Source organism: Allomesorhizobium aridi, from assembly GCF_043769475.1.
Classification (GTDB): Bacteria; Pseudomonadota; Alphaproteobacteria; order Rhizobiales; family Rhizobiaceae; genus Allomesorhizobium.
The window spans coordinates 3,112,167-3,131,690 of record NZ_CP171729.1 but is presented as its reverse complement, the minus strand read 5'-3'; the positions used below and the strand labels follow the sequence as shown (position 1 = coordinate 3,131,690).

At 62.4% G+C, this 19,524-nt stretch carries 20 protein-coding genes and 2 pseudogenes; 14 read left to right on the top strand and 8 right to left on the bottom strand.

Annotated elements, in window-relative coordinates:
* Window positions 1-6 precede the first annotated feature (6 nt).
* Complete coding sequence (locus tag ACG873_RS17345) at window positions 7-726, top strand: DUF3299 domain-containing protein (RefSeq protein WP_394886212.1); 720 nt, start codon at window positions 7-9, stop codon at window positions 724-726.
* Here the strand turns inward: ACG873_RS17345 and ACG873_RS17340 are convergent.
* The 6 genes from ACG873_RS17340 to ACG873_RS17315 all read right to left on the bottom strand — a co-directional run bounded on the left by ACG873_RS17340 (window position 723) and on the right by ACG873_RS17315 (window position 4,197).
* Window positions 723-1,190, bottom strand: coding sequence for an FAD-dependent oxidoreductase (locus ACG873_RS17340; protein ID WP_394886210.1), 468 nt, complete (start codon window positions 1,188-1,190; stop codon window positions 723-725). The two genes, ACG873_RS17345 and ACG873_RS17340, sit on opposite strands and share 4 nt — an antisense overlap.
* Before the next feature lie 12 nt (window positions 1,191-1,202).
* The gene (locus ACG873_RS17335; protein WP_394886209.1) at window positions 1,203-1,490 is read right to left on the bottom strand and encodes a nitrate reductase; all 288 of its coding nucleotides are present in this window, start codon (window positions 1,488-1,490) and stop codon (window positions 1,203-1,205) included.
* Window positions 1,491-1,570: 80 nt separating this feature from the next.
* Window positions 1,571-2,575 carry a CobW family GTP-binding protein gene (locus ACG873_RS17330; protein WP_394886207.1) on the bottom strand — a complete coding sequence of 335 codons (1,005 nt, stop codon included), beginning with the start codon at window positions 2,573-2,575 and terminating at the stop codon, window positions 1,571-1,573.
* Window positions 2,576-2,677: 102 nt separating this feature from the next.
* Entirely contained in the window at window positions 2,678-2,971 is a 294-nt protein-coding gene (locus ACG873_RS17325) for a GTP-binding protein (RefSeq protein WP_394886206.1), read from the bottom strand.
* Window positions 2,972-3,065: 94 nt separating this feature from the next.
* On the bottom strand, window positions 3,066-3,779 hold the full coding sequence (locus ACG873_RS17320) for a CobW family GTP-binding protein (protein ID WP_394886204.1): 714 nt from the start codon (window positions 3,777-3,779) through the stop codon (window positions 3,066-3,068).
* Window positions 3,772-4,197: a Fur family transcriptional regulator gene (locus ACG873_RS17315; RefSeq protein ID WP_394886202.1), complete on the bottom strand. Its 426-nt coding sequence runs from the start codon at window positions 4,195-4,197 to the stop codon at window positions 3,772-3,774. The genes ACG873_RS17320 and ACG873_RS17315 overlap by 8 nt, the downstream gene beginning before the upstream one ends.
* 96 nt (window positions 4,198-4,293) lie before the next feature.
* On the opposite strand from ACG873_RS17315, the gene aztA reads away from it, so the two are divergent.
* The 5 genes and pseudogenes from aztA (at window position 4,294) to ACG873_RS17290 (ending at window position 8,914) form a co-directional block, all read left to right on the top strand.
* Window positions 4,294-5,142: a zinc ABC transporter ATP-binding protein AztA gene (gene aztA / locus ACG873_RS17310; protein ID WP_394886200.1), complete on the top strand. Its 849-nt coding sequence runs from the start codon at window positions 4,294-4,296 to the stop codon at window positions 5,140-5,142.
* A pseudogene (gene aztB, locus ACG873_RS17305) lies at window positions 5,142-6,016 on the top strand (zinc ABC transporter permease AztB). Before aztA ends, aztB begins: the two are co-directional and overlap by 1 nt.
* 18 nt (window positions 6,017-6,034) lie before the next feature.
* Window positions 6,035-7,048: a zinc ABC transporter substrate-binding protein AztC gene (aztC, locus tag ACG873_RS17300; protein ID WP_394886198.1), complete on the top strand. Its 1,014-nt coding sequence runs from the start codon at window positions 6,035-6,037 to the stop codon at window positions 7,046-7,048.
* Between the two features lie 84 nt (window positions 7,049-7,132).
* Window positions 7,133-8,257: pseudogene (gene aztD / locus ACG873_RS17295) on the top strand (zinc metallochaperone AztD); the annotation flags it as partial.
* 42 nt (window positions 8,258-8,299) lie between these two features.
* On the top strand, window positions 8,300-8,914 hold the full coding sequence (locus ACG873_RS17290) for a ZinT family metal-binding protein (protein WP_394893575.1): 615 nt from the start codon (window positions 8,300-8,302) through the stop codon (window positions 8,912-8,914).
* Window positions 8,915-9,116: 202 nt separating this feature from the next.
* On the opposite strand, the gene ACG873_RS17285 is transcribed toward ACG873_RS17290, so the two are convergent.
* Window positions 9,117-9,944, bottom strand: coding sequence for a class I SAM-dependent methyltransferase (locus ACG873_RS17285; RefSeq protein ID WP_394886197.1), 828 nt, complete (start codon window positions 9,942-9,944; stop codon window positions 9,117-9,119).
* Between the two features lie 137 nt (window positions 9,945-10,081).
* On the opposite strand from ACG873_RS17285, the gene ACG873_RS17280 reads away from it, so the two are divergent.
* From ACG873_RS17280 to ACG873_RS17270, 3 genes are read left to right on the top strand one after another with little or no spacing between them, the layout of a single operon-like run.
* Window positions 10,082-11,191, top strand: a complete 1,110-nt coding sequence (locus ACG873_RS17280) for an ABC transporter substrate-binding protein (RefSeq protein WP_394893573.1) — start codon at window positions 10,082-10,084, stop codon at window positions 11,189-11,191.
* Window positions 11,181-12,260, top strand: coding sequence for a FecCD family ABC transporter permease (locus ACG873_RS17275; protein ID WP_394886196.1), 1,080 nt, complete (start codon window positions 11,181-11,183; stop codon window positions 12,258-12,260). Before ACG873_RS17280 ends, ACG873_RS17275 begins: the two co-directional genes overlap by 11 nt.
* Entirely contained in the window at window positions 12,254-13,093 is an 840-nt protein-coding gene (locus tag ACG873_RS17270) for an ABC transporter ATP-binding protein (RefSeq protein ID WP_394886194.1), read from the top strand. The genes ACG873_RS17275 and ACG873_RS17270 overlap by 7 nt, the downstream gene beginning before the upstream one ends.
* A 69-nt stretch (window positions 13,094-13,162) precedes the next feature.
* Here ACG873_RS17270 and ACG873_RS17265 read toward each other — a convergent pair whose 3' ends face one another.
* On the bottom strand, window positions 13,163-14,041 hold the full coding sequence (locus ACG873_RS17265; RefSeq protein WP_394886193.1) for a GNAT family N-acetyltransferase: 879 nt from the start codon (window positions 14,039-14,041) through the stop codon (window positions 13,163-13,165).
* 239 nt (window positions 14,042-14,280) lie between these two features.
* Here ACG873_RS17265 and argE point away from each other — a divergent pair, with 239 nt between their 5' ends.
* The 5 genes from argE to ACG873_RS17240 all read left to right on the top strand — a co-directional run bounded on the left by argE (window position 14,281) and on the right by ACG873_RS17240 (window position 19,448).
* Window positions 14,281-15,405, top strand: a complete 1,125-nt coding sequence (argE, locus tag ACG873_RS17260; RefSeq protein ID WP_394886191.1) for an acetylornithine deacetylase — start codon at window positions 14,281-14,283, stop codon at window positions 15,403-15,405.
* Window positions 15,406-15,423: 18 nt separating this feature from the next.
* On the top strand, window positions 15,424-16,347 hold the full coding sequence (locus tag ACG873_RS17255; protein WP_394886189.1) for a 2-hydroxyacid dehydrogenase: 924 nt from the start codon (window positions 15,424-15,426) through the stop codon (window positions 16,345-16,347).
* A gap of 14 nt (window positions 16,348-16,361) precedes the next feature.
* Window positions 16,362-16,718: a cupin domain-containing protein gene (locus ACG873_RS17250; RefSeq protein ID WP_394886188.1), complete on the top strand. Its 357-nt coding sequence runs from the start codon at window positions 16,362-16,364 to the stop codon at window positions 16,716-16,718.
* 190 nt (window positions 16,719-16,908) lie between these two features.
* Window positions 16,909-17,952 carry a tartrate dehydrogenase gene (locus ACG873_RS17245; protein ID WP_394886186.1) on the top strand — a complete coding sequence of 348 codons (1,044 nt, stop codon included), beginning with the start codon at window positions 16,909-16,911 and terminating at the stop codon, window positions 17,950-17,952.
* Between the two features lie 20 nt (window positions 17,953-17,972).
* Complete coding sequence (locus ACG873_RS17240) at window positions 17,973-19,448, top strand: NAD-dependent succinate-semialdehyde dehydrogenase (RefSeq protein ID WP_394886184.1); 1,476 nt, start codon at window positions 17,973-17,975, stop codon at window positions 19,446-19,448.
* The last annotated feature ends 76 nt before the right edge of the window (window positions 19,449-19,524 follow it).

The following is a 19,524-nucleotide window of genomic DNA, read 5'->3' as shown; positions in this document are numbered from 1 at the left end:
GCCGCATTGATCGGATCGTTGCTGCCAGGAACAATCCAAGCCGGTGAAGTGGCGGGCCGTCACATCGACTGGTCGAACCTGCGGCCGAAGGGACAGGGAGAGGACAACGCGATTTTTCCCGGGGTGGCTGCTTCCCGCGTTCAAGGCGAAACCTTGTCCGATGACCTGGCAGGCATCGTGGTGCGCATCGACAGTTACGTCTTGCCGATCGATCGCGATAGGGATCTCGTCTACGAGTTCTTGCTTGTTCCCTGGCTCGGCGCCTGCAGTCACGCACCACAGCCGCCGCCAAACCAAATGGTGCACGTAATACCGTCGGTCCCGTTCCGCATCGAGCGCGCCTATGAATTCGTGTCGGTCGTCGGGACACTCCGTTCGGAACTCGAGAAAACACAACTCTTCATCATGGACGGACCAACAGTGCTGACATCGGGCTACGGCATCGGCAAAGCCAATATCGACAAGAGCGCAACTCCTCCCGCTGAGCCTAGCTTTTCTGCAAGGGGTGTCGCGGGCCGGCAGCGTGTGGTCGTGAAGAGCCCCGCAAATGACAACACCTGTCCATCCGCCAATCGAACATCGGCTTCGCCTTCCAGCCGCACAATCAGCCTTTCCTCGATCTTCACGCCGCGGTTGGCGAGTTCCGCCCGCTCGCCGTTTCCGGGGGTTAGCGCGCCATTCGTCATCAATGTCACGTCTCCCCACTCCGGTAGAAACAGGGCCTAGTGCAAGGAACCGGCTCCGGTGGCGATGACGCCAAGCCTGCCCCGCTCGAGTTCGTAGCCATGGCAATAGGGGCACTGGAAAAGGCTTCTACCCCATCGCTCTTCCAGCCCTTCCACGTTCGGCAGCGCATCGGAAACGCCGGTAGCAAACAGGAGGCGGTTGCCCTCGGCCACGTTCCCGTCGGCCAGCGTCACCTTGAAGGCGTTGCGTGCTCCCTCCGCCGTTTCGGCCGCTCCGTCGATCCAGCTCAACGTCCCGTATCTCGACAACTGCTCGCGTGCACGATTGGCGATCTCAGCAGGATCGGCACCATCGTGCGTCAGGAAGCCATGGGAGTGGCTGGCGAAGCGGTTTCGACGCTGCCCGGCATCGATGATGAGAACCTGGCGCCGCGCGCGGAGCAACTGCAGGGCCGCGGCCATTCCGGCATAGCTGCCGCCGATGATGATAACGTCAAAACGCACTACCTGAATCCTTCAGTCCGGGACGGCTCGCTCCCGTCGCTTAATTGCGCCGGCGACATCTTCCCTCAGTATCTCTGCGATCGCACGGTGGATGGGGATCGTCTCGATCTTCTTGCCCGGCCGCATGATGCCGATCACGGTCTCGATGTCGGGACAATCATCATCGCGACAGGCGAGCTCGGTGATCGATACGACCACCTCATCGTCCAGGTAATGAAGCTCGCGCACCCAGGCTTTGATCTGCCGGGTACTTTCCGGTAGTGCGCGGCGCGGAGCGAACGGGTTGGCGAGACGATTCATTCCTGTGGCTCCGCGATCCGCTAGGTTCCTGTCGCCTCCGGCGTGGAGGCGACGGAACTTCGACCTGATGCTTTGAGTGTTTATGCGCTCAGCGCGATAACCGCTTCCGGCTCCGCCCGACACTTCATGAAGCCGTCCTCGATGATGTCCTTCGGCAGGTTGCGGCCGATGAAGACGAGACGGCTGACGCGCTGCTCATTGTCCTTCCAGGGGCGCTGGTGATCGCCTTCGAGCAGCATGTGGACTGCTTGAATCACGAAGCGATCGTTGTCATCGTTGAAGGAGAGGATGCCCTTCATGCGCAGGATGTCCATGCCAAAGCGCTGGGTGATCATCTGCACCCACGGCAGGAACTTTCTCGGATCGAGCGGCTGCTCGGTCACGAGCGAGAAACTGGTGACATGGGCGTCATGGTCGTGGTGGTGATCACCGTCCAGGAAATCCGGCTCGATCTCGAGCACGCGATCGAGATCGAAGGCACCGCGGTTGAGTACCTGGTCGAGGGGCACGTCGCAGCGCGTGGAATGCCTGATCGTTGCGGTCGGATTGATCTTGCGGATGCGGGCCTCGACCGCGGCTAGTTCCTCGGCCGTGACCAGGTCTGTCTTGTTGAGAATGATGATGTCGGCGAAGGCGAGTTGCTCCTGCGCCTCGTGCGCCCGGTCGATCTCGCCGAGCAGATGCTTGGCATCGACGACGGTGACGATCGCATCCAGCTTGGTTTTCTGGCGAACCTCATCGTCGACGAAGAAGGTCTGGGCGACGGGCGCGGGATCTGCGAGGCCGGTGGTCTCGACGAGGATGGCGTCGAACCTATCCTTGCGCCGCATCAGCCCCTCGATGATGCGGATCAGGTCGCCGCGCACCGTGCAGCAGATGCAGCCATTGTTCATCTCGAAGATTTCCTCGTCGGCATCGACGATCAGGTCGTTGTCGATGCCGACCTCGCCGAACTCGTTGACGATGACGGCGTATTTCTTGCCATGCTGCTCGGAGAGGATCCGGTTGAGCAGCGTCGTCTTGCCGGCGCCGAGATAGCCGGTAAGGACAGTGACTGGCGTTTGTTCAGCAGTTTGGGCGGACATGATCGTCTCCTCAAATTTTTCGTTGTGGTCAGCCAGTCAGGGCGCGAGTCAATTGGGTCGCGCCCGACCTGAAGGTTTCTGCAACAGCCGAGGCGAGTTGCCTTAACGCCCGTCCTGCCTTGATCGGCTTGCCGTCGAGGGCGGCTTCAAAGAGCTGCCGCACCGGCTCCGGATCAAGGCCGTCTGTGATGAAGACGAGGCGGGTGCGGAGATCGTGCTCGGCCAGTCGTCGAGGATTGCCGGCGGGTAGATGACGTGTTGGACCGCATGAATAACGCGGGGACGCTCCGGCTCGTCGCGGTCATGCACAAGACCTTTGACCCGGAGCAGTCGCGGTCCCGCGGACGTCGACAGCAAGTCAAAAAACGTTTGGAATGCGTCTCGTCCGATCAGCAACTCGCGGGTGATCGCAAAGGAGCGGATTCGTCCGCCGTGGCGTGAGAATGGAGATACTCCCAGCTTGGCAGTGCCGTTCGAGCCGTGGGTGCCGTCACCGCGGATCGCCTCCTCGAGCCGCTAACCAGCCGACCACGTCGTCGCCGAGCGAGGCGGGTGCGTAGACGCGTCGCTTGAAAATCGAGGCGAGATCGAATCCGCTCTGGTGAGCATCGTCGACCGGCGCAGCCGGATTGAGCGCGGCCAGCCGTGCCCTCAGGCTCTCGATACCCCGGATCGAGCCCGGATCGTGCGCCAGATCGGACTTCGGCAGAACGATGCGGTCGGCGAAGGCGATCTGCTTGGCAGCCTCAAAATGGCTTTCGATCGACAGTTCGCCCGTGACAATGTCGACGAGCGTGACGACGCCGGCCAGCTCGAAATTCCGCGCAACAAGATGATCGCGCAGCCCGATCGCTGGCGCGCCACCCGGCATGAGCTGGTTCACCAGCGGTGCCGGATCGGCGAGCCCGGTGGTTTCGATTATGACGCGGTCGGGGGAAATCTCGCCGGCGGCCGCCAATACGTGGAGTTCGTGCAGCGTAGAGCGGATATCGCCGCCAATCGTGCAGCAAAGGCATCCCGTCGTCGTGCGGGCAACCTGCGTCTCGCCGACACGCACGAGATCGTGGTCGAGTGCGACGTCGCCAAATTCGTTGATGATGACCGCCGTGTCCGCGAAGGCCGAATCGGCTAGAAGCCGGTTGAGAAGCGTGGACTTGCCGGCGCCAAGGAAGTCGGTCAGAACAAAGACCGGCGTTTTATCCATGGGCGCAGGTCTCGCACAGGCCCGACAGTTCGACCGTGGTCGCCGTGGTGCTAAAGCCTTCCCTCCTGGCAAGCAGCCGCAACACGCGCTCCAGCGCATGATCGTGGAACTCCTCGGCCCGCCCGCACTTCGTGCAGATCGCAAAGATCGCATGACCGTCCGTGCTGCACTCGGCGCGCGTGCAAAGCGCGAAGGCGCTGAGGCTCTCGATCTTATGGGCGGTGCCGTCTTCGATGAGTTGTTCCAGGGCACGATAGACCTGGAGCGGCGAGCGCAGCCCGTCCTCACGCAGAAGCTCGAGCAGTTCGTACGCGCTCATCGGCCTTTGGGCTTGCTCCAAAGCCTCGAGCACGAGCTGACGATTCCGCCCGTGTCTTCGGTTCGTGGTGTCTATCGGCGCAGTGATGGCGTCGCTCATGGCGTGATGATATAACGTTTTCGATTGACGTATGTAATAACATAACGTAGTCGACCGTCAAGAGTGGAAGCTGAGCGGCTCCCAAGGAAGAAATGAATGTCTGCATGCGTGACCTTTGAGGACTTGACGCTGGGCTACAACAGTCACCCAGCGGTCCACCACCTGGACGGCGTGCTTCGCAAGGGCTCGCTGACGGCGGTGGTTGGCGCGAACGGATCCGGCAAATCGACTCTGATGAAGGGTATCGTTGGGGTTCTGAAGCCGATGGCCGGCGACTGCGCGATCGCGCCGGGCGTGAAGCTCGCCTATCTGCCGCAGCAATCGGAACTGGACCGCTCCTTTCCGGCCCGCGTCGTCGATCTGGTCTCGCTCGGCCTGTGGCCCCGGCGCGGTCTTCTCGGCCGTTATCGTTCGACGGACCGCGAAGCGGTGTCTGAGGCGCTCTCGGCGGTCGGGATGGAAGGCTTCGAGAAGCGGCCGGTCGACACGCTGTCGGGCGGGCAGTTGCAGCGCGCTCTCTTCGCACGGGTGCTGGTGCAAGATGCGGATCTCATCCTGCTCGATGAGCCCTTCAACGCAATAGATACGCGGACCATGTCCGACCTGATTGACCTCATCAAGCGCTGGCACGGAGAACAGCGCACGATCATGGTCGTCGTCCACGATCTCGATCTCGTGCGGCAGCATTTCCCGGAAGCCTTGCTCCTGGCCCGACGTCCCGTGGCTTGGGGCGACGCCCGAAAGACACTCACGCCGGAGAATCTCCTGCATGCGCGACAGTTCCACGAGGCATGGGACAATGATGCGCCCTGGTGCGCCCCCGAGGAACATGTCCACAGCGACGCGCATGCCCATGGTCATCGTCCTGTGCACGGTCTGGCGCACTACGGGCAGGCCGAGCAGTCGGCCGAAGCGGCTGATGCCGGTCGCAGGGGCGCGGCCTGATGCTCTTTCTCTACAACTACCTGATTGCGCCCTTCGTCGAGTTCGCCTTCATGCAGCGGGCGCTCGCCGGAGCGTTGATGCTGTCGGCCAGCGCCTGCCCAGTCGGAGTCTTCCTGATGCTGCGCCGGATGAGCCTGACTGGGGACGCGATGGCCCATGCGATCCTGCCCGGCGCAGCCGCCGGTTTCCTGCTCTACGGCTTGCAGATCGTGCCGATGACACTTGGAGGGTTGGCGGCCGGCGTGGTCGTGGCGCTCGGAGCCGGCGCCGTATCCCGTCTGACCATCCAGAAGGAGGACGCTTCAATGGCGGCGTTCTACATGATCTCGCTCGCGCTCGGCGTACTGATCGTGTCGTTGCGCGGCTCCAATGTCGACCTCATGCACGTCCTGTTCGGCACCGTGCTGGCGTTGAACAACGATGCTTTGAGCCTGATCGGCACGATCACCATCGTGACCCTTGTCGCCCTCGCCATCTTCTGGCGCGCGCTGGTGGCCGAATGCCTCGATCCGCTGTTCCTGCGCTCGGTGTCGCGCCTCGGCCCGCCGTCCACTTCATCTTTCTCGGTCTGGTCGTGCTCAACCTCGTCGGCGGCTTCCAGGCGCTCGGCACGCTGCTGTCGGTGGGCCTGATGATGCTGCCGGCCGCGGCCGCGCGCTTCTGGACCTCGCGCGTCGCGCCGATGTGCCTGCTGGCGGTCGCGATCGGTGCCGCCTCCTGCATCTCAGGCCTGCTGCTTTCCTATCACGCCTCGCTGCCTTCCGGCCCGGCGATCATCCTGTCAGCCGGCGTGGTCTACATCCTTTCCATCGCTGCCGGCCCGCGCGGCGTTCTCGCCACGCGCGTCCGGCACGCTTCCCACCGCACCGCCTGAACAGAAGGAGTCAATCGAATGTCCAGACTGATAAAGCTCGCCGCAGCCGTGAGCGTCATAACACTAGCCCATACGGCAATGGCCTCGGCCGAGAATCTGAAGGTCGTCGCCAGTTTTTCGATCATCGCCGACTTCGCGAAGAATGTCGGCGGCGATCGGGTGGATATCACCACGCTGGTTGGACCGAACGGTGACGCTCACGTCTACGAGCCTAAGCCGGCCGATGCCGCCGCCGTCGCGGCGGCCGACGTTGTGCTCGTCAATGGATTGCAGTTCGAAGGTTTTTTGCAGCGTCTCGTGGAAGCGAGCGGTACCAAGGCGCCGGTTGTGGAACTGACGAAAGGTGGCGAGGTGCTGAAGAACGCCGAGGAGGAACATCACCACGATGAAGCCTCGGAAGGCGAGCAGAAGCATGAGCACGAGGCGGCCGAAGCGGGACACGATCAGCACGCGGAGGAGGGCCAAGAGCACGCGAACGAAGAAGCTCACCATGACCATGGTGAGTTCGATCCGCACGCCTGGCAGTCGGCCCACAATGCCGAGATCTATGTGAAGAACATCGCCGACGCGTTCTGCGCCGCCGACGCAGCCGGTTGCGATACTTACAGGGCCAATGCCGAAGCCTATGGCCAGAAGCTCGAAGCGCTGGAAGCGGAGATCAAGGCAGCTGTCGCCGAGATCCCCGAAGACAAGCGCGTCATCATCACCTCGCACGATGCCTTCAAATATTTCGAGCACGAATACGGCCTGAAGTTCCTCGCGCCGGAGGGCGTTTCCACAGAGTCGGAAGCCTCGGCAGCGGACGTCGCTGCCCTGATCAAGCAGGTGAAGGAAGACAGGGCCGCGGCGATCTTCGTCGAAAACATCACCAATCAGCGCCTGATCGAGCAGATCGCGAGCGAGACCGGCATCAAGGTCGGCGGCACGCTCTATTCGGACGCGCTGTCGGACGAAGGCGGCCAGGCTGCAACCTACATCGACATGATGGAGCACAACGCGAACACCATCAAAGGCGCCATCCTGGGAAGCTGAACATCCGGGGTTTCACCGAAGAGGCCGAGCGATCCGCCTTTTCTTTGAGCCAACGCTGTTATGTAATAACATTAGGAGAGACACATGAAGATGAAGCTTGCATCCGCGACGGCCATTGCGCTTTTCCTTTCACTGCCGGCCGGCGCTGCATTCGCGGACGACGTGACGGCTTGGCGCCTGTTCGTCTCGGATCGTGAGCAACCTAAGGTGACGGTCATCGATGCCGTCAAGAGGGAGACGCTGGATACGCTGCCGATCAAGGCGCCTGCTTCTTTGTACCGCAGCGCAAGCGGCCGCACCGTGTTCGCGGTGCAGGGTGATGCGGGCGCGGTCACAGCAATCGCCAGCGGCATCTCCTTCGACGATCACGGCGATCATGGCGACATCGATGTCGAGGCGCCGAAGCTGACCGGCACCGAGATCGCGGGCCAAAAGCCCTCGCACCTCGTCGAGCACGACGGCGAGTTCGCGGCTTTTTTCGACGGGGAAGGTGTCGCCCGGATCATCTCGGAGAAAGCGGCGCTGGAGGGCAAATCAGACTTCCGGGAGGTAAAGACGGACGCGCCGCAGCACGGCGTCGCAGTCGCCTATGGCTCCCATGTGCTCCTGTCAGAGCCGAACGAGGAAAAGCCGGACGAGCTTCCGGTGGGCATCAGGACCGTTGACGAATCCGGGAAGCAGGTCGGCGACATCGCCCAGTGCCCGGACCTTCATGGCGAGGCCTCTTCCGGCAACATTTTGGCGTTTGCCTGCGCGACCGGCTTGCTGGTCGTCACACATGGAGACGGTGCACCGGAAATTCGTCATCTACCCTATGCGGACTCTTTGCCGGACAGCAAGGCGACCACGCTGATCGGTGGCCGGGGACTGCAATATTTCCTCGGCAATTACGGTCCCGACAAGGTGGTGCTGATCGATCCGACGGCCGGCAGCGAAGCCTTCCGCCTGATCGAGTTGCCGACCCGGCGTGTGCACTTCGCCGTAGATCCAGTCCGGCCGAAGTTCGCTTACGTCTTCACCGAGGACGGCCAGCTTCACCAGCTTGATGTCATCAAGGGAGAAGTCACGGCCTCGCTGGCCCTGACCGAGCCCTATTCCATGGATGGGCACTGGAGCGATCCGCGCCCGCGCATCGCCGTGGCAGGGGACAGCATCGTCGTGACCGACCCGCTGAAGGGTAAGCTGCATCTCGTTTCCGCCAGTTCATTTACAAGGACCGGCGAGATCGCCGTGGAGGGCAAGCCTTTCAACATCGTCGCCGTCGGCGGAAGCGGCGAGGTCCACGACCAAGAGGGCAGACAGGAGCACGCGCACAGCCACGACCACAATGATGATCAGATCTACAAAGGCTACTTTGAGGACAACCAGGTCAAGGATCGAACCCTAACGGACTGGGCCGGTGATTGGCAGTCGGTGTATGCCTACCTGAAGGACGGCACGCTCGATCCGGTCATGGCGCACAAGGCAAAGGGCGGCGACAAGAGTGCCGAGGAATACAAAGCCTACTACGAAGTCGGTTACCGGACGGACGTCGAACGGATCGAGATCAGCGGCGACACCGCGACCTTCTATAAGGATGGGAAGCCGCTCAAGGCCCGCTATGCCAGCGACGGCTATGAGATCCTGACTTACGAGAAGGGCAATCGTGGGGTGCGCTTCATCTTCAAGAAGACCGAAGGTGACGCCGACGCTCCGCAGTACATCCAGTTCAGCGACCACAAGATCGCGCCAGAGATTGCCGACCACTATCACCTCTATTGGGGCAATGATCGCGCCGCGCTGCTGGAGGAAGTGACGAACTGGCCGACCTACTACCCATCCTCGCGGAGCGCAAAGGAGATAGTCGAAGAGATGATGGCGCACTGACCGCGCACATCCGCTCGCATCGTCTGCGCCCGGCCGCTCAGGCCGGGCGCACTCCCTCCGCGCATCCGCAAGACCAAAAGGCAAGCTATGCTCGACGCAGCCGAACCGTGAGCCTGACAGGGAGATGGATCGAGTGGCGAGACGGCGGATCGGATGGAGCGTGGAGTGGGGTCCGTCGCCATTCGGCGGCCGGCGCGCCTCCTCATCGTGCCATCGGCTGGTGAAGAGAGTGATTCGAACAGGACGTTGGCTTGGTCGCGCAGATCACGTAGCGATGCTGCGTCGAGCGTTCCAGCGCCTTGAGGAAGTTCATGTGCCGCGCTTGGGCACGATGAATCGCGCCGAGCCGGGTGTCCACCACAAGCTGCTCGAAACCCGCCTGCGAGAGAAGTGCGGAGACTTGCTGCGCTGTCGCACCGCGTGAAAAGTGGAGCCGTGATAGGATGCTGCGATGGCGCTCCACCATCGACTGGTCCAGCCCGCCGGCCGGCCCGAGTGTCCGGCCAGCGATCCTTTCCAGGAGTTGTCGTAGAGGGGTTACCCAGGTCTCACTGACGAAATCACCGTCAACGATCAGCAGCCGGCCGCCGGGCTTGAGCAGCGAGAACCATTCGGCGAACGCCGCCAGCGGATCGACCAGCGTCCAGACGAGATGACGGGTGACAAGGACGTCGTAGCTTTCCTTCTCTTCGAGCGTACGCTCTGCATTGCCCAGCAGGAACCGGATGTCGCTTTCCCTTTGCGCTGCCTTTGCACGCGCCTTGGAGAGCATGGCTTCCGACCAGTCAATCCCGGTGACGGAGTAGCCCAAATCGTGCATGAGATGAGAGACGACGCCCGTACCGCAGGCGAGGTCCAGCACACGTCGCCCTTCACCCGGACCCAGATGCTTGAGAATCAACCTGTGCCAGGCGCGGCGCTCGCACTCGGAAAAGATCTCGTGCCCTACCGAAAGGTCGAAGGTCTCGGCCCGCGCAGACCAGTAATCGCGTATTTCGTCCCGCAGCGAATAGTTGACGTCCCCCGTCATCCGCCCCCGTCTCCGTGCCAGTCTGGAATTGCTCTAAAAGATATTTCTTGAGAATTGAAGTCATCTTTTATAAGCCACCTCTCGTAATCCAGATTGGAGAGGGCGCGATGAATTTGGGAAGGATCGCAGCAGTGACGATGGCGGCCGCTATCGTCGCCCTGTCGACGACGCTGGCCGCAAGGGCCGAAACGGTGAGTCTGACCGACATCACGGGCCGCCAGGTCGAGGTGAACGTGCCGGTCGAGAGAGTAATCCTGGGCGAGGGCCGGCAGGTCTATCTCGTCGCGGCGCTCGACACCGAGGACCCGTTCAAGCGTATCGTCGGCTGGCGCGAGGATTTCAGCCAAGCGGATCCGGACAACTACGCCGCCTATCTCGAGAAATTCCCTGGTATGGCGAAGATCCCGACATTCGGCGGTTTCAAGGACGGCACTTTCGACGTCGAGCAGGCGGTATCGCTCAAGCCCGACGTCATCCTGATGAACATCGAGTCGAAGCAGGCCACGGAAGACGCCAAATACATTGAGAAGCTCGCCGCAGCCGGCATTCCGTTGGTCTATGTCGATTTCCGCGAACGCCCCTTCACCAACACCGAACCCAGCATGCGCCTGTTCGGCAAACTGTTCGGCAAGGAGGAGCGCGCCGAGGAATTCATCACCTGGCGCGCCGCAGAGATCGCGCGCGTTACCGACGTCATCGAGATGGCCAAGCCGGAAAGGCCCAAGGTCTTCATCGAGCGCGCCGGCGGCTATTCGGAAGACTGCTGCATGAGCTTCGGCGACGACAATTTCGGCAAGTTCGTCGAGATGGCGGGCGGCGACAACATCGCCAAGGACATCATCCCCGGCACGTTTGGCACGCTCAATCCCGAACAGATCATCGCGTCGAACCCGGAACAGATCATCGTCACCGGCGGCTGGTGGGAAGCCTATGTGCCCGGCGGCGCGTGGGTCGGCGTCGGTCCTGGCCGCGACGAGACCGACGCGCTGCGCAAGCTGAAGGGGCTCACCGAGCGGCCGGCGCTGACGGGCGTGAAGGCTGTCGAGGACGGCCAGGTGCACGCCATCTGGCATCAGTTCTACAACAGCCCATATCAGTTCGTCGCCATCCAGCAGATAGCTAAGTGGCTGCATCCGGATCTTTTCGCCGATCTCGATCCCGAGGCGACCTTCAGGGATCTGCACGAGAAGTTCCTGCCAGTCGCCTACAAGCCTAGCCATTGGGTCTCGCTGGCCGATGTCGACTGAGACGACGGTCGCCGGCTCCGCGCTCGACAGCGCAGAGGGACGAGGGCGTTACCGCGCCCTCGTCTGGCGGCGGCAGCTTATTCTCGCCGGCCTCGGCGCTGCCCTGCTCTTCAGCCTCTGCGTCGATCTCGCGGTCGGCCCCGCCCGCTACGGGCTCGGCGAGGTCGTGCGGGCGCTTGTGTTCCCCGATACCGTGCCGCAGCAGGTGCGCGTGGTGCTCTGGGAAATCCGCATGCCGGTGGCGCTGATGGCCATTGTCGTCGGGGCGGCGCTCGCCGTGGCCGGCGCGCAGATGCAGACCATCCTCAACAACCCGCTGGCGAGCCCCTTCACGCTCGGCATATCCGCCGCCGCGAGTTTCGGCGCGGCGCTTGCGCTGGCCTTCGGCGTGAGGCTCATCCCCGCAGCAGTAGAATATGTCGTGCCGATCAACGCCTTCGTCATGGCGATGCTGGCCGCCTTCCTCATTCACGTGCTGAGCGTAAAGCGCGGCGTCAGCGCGGAGACCATCGTGCTCTTGGGCATCGCGCTGGTTTTCACCTTCAACGCGTTGCTCGCGCTGGTCCAGTTTTTTGCCTCGGCGGAGGCCTTGGCGGCCGTCGTGTTCTGGACCATGGGCAGCCTTACCAAAGCCACCTGGCCCAAGCTAGCCGTCACGACATTCATTCTCCTTGCAGTCTTACCCATTTTCGCGCGGCGCGCCTGGGCGCTGACGGCGTTGAGGCTCGGTGAGGACAAGGCGGCCAGCTTCGGCGTCAAGGTCGGCCGCCTGCGGCTCGAGACGCTAATTCTCGTGAGCCTTCTCGCCGCCATTCCCGTCGCCTTCGTCGGTACCATAGGCTTTATCGGTCTTGTGGGGCCGCACATCGCTCGCATGGTCATCGGCGAGGACCAGCGCTTCTTCCTGCCGGCCTCGGCCCTGTCGGGTGCGCTTATCCTGTCGGCCAGTTCGGTCGTCAGCAAATCGCTCATCTCCGGCACGGTCTTCCCGATCGGCATTGTCACCTCGCTCATTGGCATCCCGTTCTTCATATCGCTCATCCTGTCCAGCACGAGGCGCTCATGGTGACGATCCGGCTCGAGGCGCTCGGTGCGCGCTATGGCAAGAGCCTCCGGCTTCGGGATGTGACGACGCCTGAGTTCGAAGGCGGAGAGATCGTCGCCGTGATCGGTCCGAACGCCGCTGGGAAGTCGACGCTGTTCAGGCGCATCGCCGGCCTTCTGCACGGACCGGGAGCAATACATGTCGAGGGAGCTATCCACGCGACGAGCCGCATCTGCTACATGCCGCAGGACACGTCCGCCAACGCGGTGCTCAGCGTCTACGAGTCAGTGCTACTCGCCCGTAAGCAAGGCATGGGCTGGTCGGTCAGCGACAATGATCTGGCTCGCATCGACGAGACTCTGTCCGCGCTCGGCATCGCGGACATCGCTTTCCGCAACATAGGCGAGCTTTCCGGCGGCCAGCGGCAACTCGCCAGCCTAGCGCAGACGCTGGTGCGCGAGCCGGAGATCCTGCTGATGGACGAACCGACATCAGCACTCGATCTCTCGCGGCAGGTCGAAGTGCTCGGGCTCATGCGGGAACTTGCCCGCGCGCGAGGCATGGTCGTGCTCATCGCCCTGCACGATCTCAATCACGCACTGCGCTTTACCGATCAGGCGATGGTCATCGCCGACGGCAGGCTGGTAGCATGCGGGTCATCGCCGTACGTCATCACATCCGATCTGCTGCGGGACATCTATCACGTCAACGCGCGCATCGAGCTGTGCTCGCGCGGCATCGGCCACGTTATTGTGGATGGCGTGGCGGATGGGCGTCGCACGGTCACTATGCCGGCAACAGAAACCGCATCGGGGATTCGGAGGAGATTCGAAGCGGCAGCCGTTCCTGCCGCATGACGGCAACCCATTGCGCCGGTCAATTGACGCGCTCTGATCGACCACGCTCTGACTAGGGCGGAGCGTGCTTCAGCTCAGGGCGTGGCCGGCCAATCCATAGACCCAAGGCGCGTTGCTTTCCCGGTTCAGGAAGCGGCGGCCTTTGGACATTGTCGTCACGGTCTCGTCGATCCCGAGGCCGCTGTGCTGCAGAAACTCTGCATATACGCCATCCCTCTCGCGCGTATCGACACGCGCGAATCGACCTGCCAACTTCTTCAGATGGACGGCCGTGAGATGCACCGCGTCCTGGTCGCTCCGAGCCACAATGGGGCCAACCACATGGCCGCGCCCGAACTCGCGACACATGGAATAGCCAACAACCTCGCCGCCACGACTCAAAGTGGCGATTGAGGCATCCTCCGAGAGCAACGCAAGCAGCCTTGAACGGTTCGTCCCGAACGCGCGCTCGTCCAGCGCGGTAATCTCTCTGAGCCTGTCGCTGGGCAAGTCACTGAGTTCCCCGTCCAGGGCTGGCATTGCCGGCAGCGTCTGTGGGGCCTCTCCCTGGCGCATGTAGACGATCGCTTCGCTCGTGAAGCCGAGCGAAACATAAAGAGGATAGGCCGCATGGGTTGCGTTCAGGGCGAGATTGCGATCTCCGCACCGCTCGAGGACCTGCTCCATGAGCCATCGGCCGCCTCCCTGCGCCTGGGTCCGGGGCGTCGTTATCACCAGGCCGATGGTGGCAAAGTCGTCCCCCTGAGGAAACCACATCGCGCTCCCGAAAACACGCCCAATACCATCAACGGCAACGATGCCGTGGCCGGCGCGACGCAGCAGATTCCAGTCCTTGGGTCGATGCGGCCAGCGAACCGAGATTGACAGCGCGTGCAGCAGTTCAACGTCGACATCATTGATGTCCCGCGCGAACAGTTCGAAGGATTTCAGGCGTACTGATCTCTGCATCTCAGTCGATCCGCTCCTTCAACGAAGCCCAAGCCACGCGGTTTTGATCCTGGCGCCGATTGCCATGTTCGCGGCAGCCTCTTTTGCCGCAACCTTACATGGGAAAGCCAGCAGGTTCCGCTGGTTCGAGGCGCTTTTTCGCAATCTTCGGCCGAAGCATGACGCGATTCGGCAGGGAACACTCCTGCCTACGGTTAAGCTCGTCGTATCCGGCGAAGTGTGCAAGCAGAGTGGCCGCCATGAACGTGGAAGAGATTCTCGCGAGGCTGATTGGATTTCCCTCTGTTGTGGGCACGCCAAACGGCGCGATTGTCGATTGGATCAGGAACTACTGTCGAGCAGCCGGAGCCGACGTAACGGTCCTCACCGGCCCCGAGGGCGACCGGTCAAACCTGTTCGTCACGATCGGCCCGCGCGAGTGTCGGGGCTACATCATCTCCGGACATATGGATGTCGTGCCGGCCGGCGAGCCGGAATGGAGCTCCGATCCCTTCGTTCTGCGCCGCGAGGGCGGCAAGCTTTACGGCCGCGGCACAACCGACATGAAGGGCTTTCTCGCCTGCGCGTTGGACGCGCTACCAGGGCTTGCAGCGATGAACCTGCGGCAGCCAGTTCATCTCGCATTCTCCTATGATGAGGAGGCGGGGTGCCGTGGCGTGCCGCATCTCCTAACCGCTCTGCCGAGCCTGTGCGAGAAGCCGCTCAGCGCGATTGTCGGCGAACCGAGCCGGATGCAGCCTGTGCGTGCGCACAAAGGGAAGGCCGCCGCTCGGCTCGAGGTGATCGGCCGATCCGGCCATTCGTCACGGCCCGATCTGGGGCTCAATGCCATACACGCGATGGCCGGCGTAATCGCGCACGCCGTAGCCTACGGCCAATCCCTGGCAGAGCGGCATCTCGACCACAACTTCGAACCGCCATACTCATCCTTGCAGGTCGGCGTGATTGCTGGGGGGCAGGCCGTCAACATCATCCCTGACCGCTCCACTGCCGATATCGAGGTGCGTGCCGTGCCGGGCGTTTCCCCGACTTCGCTACTCGAGCCGGTGAAGGCCCGGCTATTCGCCCTGCGCGAGAACGGCTTCGAGGTGGCCTGGCACGAGCTAAGTTCCTATCCCGCTCTTGCGCCCGTGGAGGAGAGTGAACTGACCGCCGTTCTGACCGAGCTGACGGGGCAGAAGCCGCTCAACGCCGTCAGCTACGGCACGGAGGCCGGGCTTTATCAGCAGGCCGGCATCGACGCGGTCATCTGTGGACCCGGCGACATCGGCCGTGCCCATCGTGCCGACGAATATGTCGAGGTCGCGGAACTCATGGCCTGCCGCAAGATGATCGAGGATCTCGGCGCGCGCCTTGCTGCGTAACGAGGGAGGGCAGGTCCCATGGCGTTTCTTTTCCATTCCGATGCCGCCCGCGGGGCGGTCTTTCGCGAGGTATTCGCACGCGAACTCCCGGACCTGGAATTCTTCCAGTCCGGCCACGGGGTGGAGCCTGAGAGGATCCGCTATCTCATCACGTGGACGGTGCCGGACGACATCTCGCGCTACCGCAATCTGGAAGTACTGTTTTCCATCGGGGCGGGGGTCGATCAGTTCAATCAGGACATAGTGCCACACCAAGTGAAACTGGTGCGCATGGTCGAGGACGGCATCATCCGCATGATGCAGGAATATGTCGCGCTCGGCGTGCTGGCACTCCACCGCGACTTACCGGCCTATCTCGAGCAGCAGAAGAGGTGTTCCTGGCAACCCATTGCCGCTCAACAGGCGGCCGAACGCCGGGTCGGCTTCTTGGGCCTTGGCATGCTGGCACAGGCGGCAATCGAGCGCCTGAAGCCGTTTCGGTTTCCTCTGGCCGGATGGAGCCGCAGCGAAAAGCAGATCGAGGGCGTCGCCTGTTTTCACGGTGCGGACCAACTCGCGGGCTTTCTGAAGCAAACGGATATTCTCGTCTGCCTGCTGCCGCTGACGGAACAAACGCGCGGCATGCTCAATGCAGAGTTCTTCGGTTTACTGCCCCCGGGCGCGCGGCTGCTACATGTCGGCAGGGGTCCGCAACTCGACCAGGCGGCGCTGATCGACGCGCTCGGCACCGGTCATCTATCTGCGGCGATGCTTGATGTCACTGATCCAGAACCGCTCCCGGAAGACCATCCGCTGTGGTCGCATCCGAAGGTGATGATAACGCCGCACATGGCCTCGGTGACGCAACCGCATACGGCGGCGCAATCCGCCGTGGACAACATCCGGCGCCACCGCGCCGGGAAGGTCCTGATCGGCCTCGTCGATCGGACGCTCGGCTACTAACAAGGAAACCTCACATGTCACTTCTGATTACGGTCGACACAAATCCCGCCTTCACGCCGAAGGAGGCGCTGCCGCTACCGGAGCGGCTCATTTCGGGCACTCCATCGTTCAAGACCTGGGCGCAGGATGCCTCGAAAGGTGAGAAGGTTCTGACCGGTGTCTGGGAAGCGACGCCCGGCGAGACGCATTCCATCAAGGGCACTACCTACGAGTTCTGCCACATCATTTCGGGTGTGATCGAAATCGAGGAGAAGGGCGGCGAGACGAAGACCTATCGCACCGGCGACAGCTTCGTGATGAAGCCCGGCTTCGTCGGCGTCTGGCGCACGATCGAGACCGTGCGCAAGATCTACGTCTGCGTTTATGACTGAGTTCAATGCTCAAGGTCCGGCCGAATAGAGCGCGCGGCGGTTCCAGAACAATCGACTTTTCAAGTCCCGCCTGACGCGATTCGACGCCGTCAGGCGGCTCATCCTCGATGAAAAATGCGGCGCGCGGTCGACTATTGTCTCACCAATCGAGAATCCAAGAAGCGTGTTTATCGACCTCCAGGTGGCGTCCATGAAAGCCTACTCCATAGCACTCATTCCCGGCGACGGGGTCGGCAAGGATGTGACTGAGTCGGCATGGCAGGTGATGCAGGCGGCGGCAAAGCGGGGCGGTTTCGCACTTAATGGCACACGGTTCCCATGGTCCTGCGCCTACTACCTGGAAACCGGCGTGATGATGCCGCCGGACGGCATCGAGACACTGCGGAAATTCGACGCGATCTGTCTCGGCGCCGTCGGCTGGGCCGCGGAAGTGCCCGACTCGGTGTCGCTTCACGGGCTGCTGCTGCCGATCCGGAAAGGATTTACGCAGTATGCCAACATAAGACCGCACAGGCTGTTGCCGGGAGTTCAGGGTCCCCTCCGGTCAGAGGGCTTCGACATCCTCTGCATTCGCGAGAACACGGAAGGCGAATATTCCGGCGCCGGCGGGCGCGTCCATTCCGGCACGGCCAATGAGGTCGCGGTTGAGACTGCGATCTTCACGCGTGCCGGTGTCGAACGGATCCTCCGTTTCGGCTTCGAACAGACGCGGGCGCGGCGCAAGAAGCTCGCATCGGTCACTAAATCCAATGCGCAGAAACATTCCATGGTCTTCTGGGATGAGGTCACGCGCGAGGTGGCGAGAGATTTTCCCGATGTCGAGGTCTCGCACTACCACATCGACGCCATTGCCGCGCGGATGGTCCTGGCACCGGAAAGCCTCGATGTGATCGTCGCCTCGAATCTGTTCGGCGATATCCTCACGGATATTGGAGCAGCCATCCAGGGCGGGTTGGGCTATGCCGCCTCGGCCAATATCAACCCCGATCGCAGCGCGCCTTCGATGTTCGAGCCGGTCCATGGTTCGGCGCCCGACATCGCGCATCTCGGCATCGCCAATCCGATCGCCGCGATCTGGTCCGGTGCGATGATGCTCGAGCATCTGGGCGAGGGGCATGCAGCGTCCGAAGTGATGTCGGCAATCGAGTCGGTGACCGCGCAGGGGATAGGCACGATCGCAGGCAAGGACCGGACTGAAACAATCACGCGAGCCGTGCTTGCGGCATTTAGCTGAAAGGGCAGAGGAAAAAGACCATGAATGCGATCACCAAGATTGGCACCTTTAACGATGCGGACCTGTTCCGCCAGCAGGCGTTGATTGGCGGTGTCTGGCGGGAAGCGGATACAAAGGCCGTCGCCGAGGTCACCAACCCTGCCAGCCTGACTGTTCTCGGCACCGTTCCCGACATGGGGGGCGACGAGACCAGGGCCGCGATCGGTGCTGCGGCCGAAGCGTTCAGGAGTTGGAAGAGGAAGACTCATGCCGAGCGCGGGGGACTGCTGGAACGCTGGCACGGCCTCATTCGCCGGCATGAACAGGATTTGGCGCTCCTGCTGACTCTGGAACAGGGTAAGCCACTCGCCGAGGCGCTCGCGGAGATCCGCTACGGCGCGTCGTTCGTGAAATGGTTCGCGGAGGAGGCGCGCCGGATTGGTGGCTCGACCATTCCGTCACCCACTACCGACCGCCGCATTCTGGTTCTCAAGGAAGCAGTCGGCGTCTGCGCCGTCATCACCCCGTGGAATTTCCCCAACGCGATGATCACGCGCAAGGTTGCGCCCGCCCTTGCCGCCGGCTGCACGGTAGTGGTCAAGCCCTCCGAGTTCACACCATTTTCGGCGCTCGCGCTCGGCGTCCTGGCGGAGCGAGCGGGCATCCCGGCAGGCGTTATCAACATCGTAACCGGCATGCCGGCGGAGATCGGCAAAGAGCTGATGGCCAACGAAACGGTGCGCAAGATCTCCTTCACCGGTTCGACCCGCGTCGGCGCGCTTCTGATGAAGGGTGCCGCCGACGGCATAAAGAGGCTCAGCCTGGAACTCGGCGGGAATGCGCCCTTTATCGTCTTCGATGACGCAGATCTCGATCTCGCCGTCGAAGGGGCGGTAAACTCCAAATTTCGCAATGGCGGCCAGACCTGCGTCTGTGCCAACCGCATTCTCGTGCAGGCCGGCATCTATGAGGCGTTTGCTGCGAAGCTCGCCAGCCAAGTTGCAGGGATGAAGGTTGGCGCGGGTACAGAGGAGGGCGTCGTCATCGGGCCGATGATCAATGGTGCCGCCATCGAGAAGATCGAGCGGCATGTCGCCGATGCTTTGGAGAAAGGCGCCCGGATAATTGCCCGGAGCGAAGCAGTGCCGGAAGGCAAGCAATACACCCGGCCTATTCTGCTCGGCGACGCCACGACCGAAATGCTCCTGGCGTCGGAAGAGACGTTCGGCCCCGTGGCTCCGCTCTTCCGCTTCGAGACGGAGGAAGAAGCGATCGCGATCGCCAACGGAACGCCCTTCGGCCTTGCCGCCTATTTCTACACGGAAAACCTCAAGCGGTCGTGGCGTGTCGCCGAGGCGCTGGAGTTCGGCATGATCGGGCTCAACACCGGCCTGATCTCGACAGAGGTCGCGCCTTTCGGCGGCGTGAAGCAGTCGGGGCTTGGGCGCGAAGGATCGCAGCTCGGGATAGAGGAATATCTCGAGGTCAAGACGCTCCACGTCGGCGGGTTGAACTAGAAGCTTTTCCGAATCTCAAGAGCGAGATCAGCAATGAGAAAGGGGCGGTCGAACCGCCCCTTTCTCATTCGATACT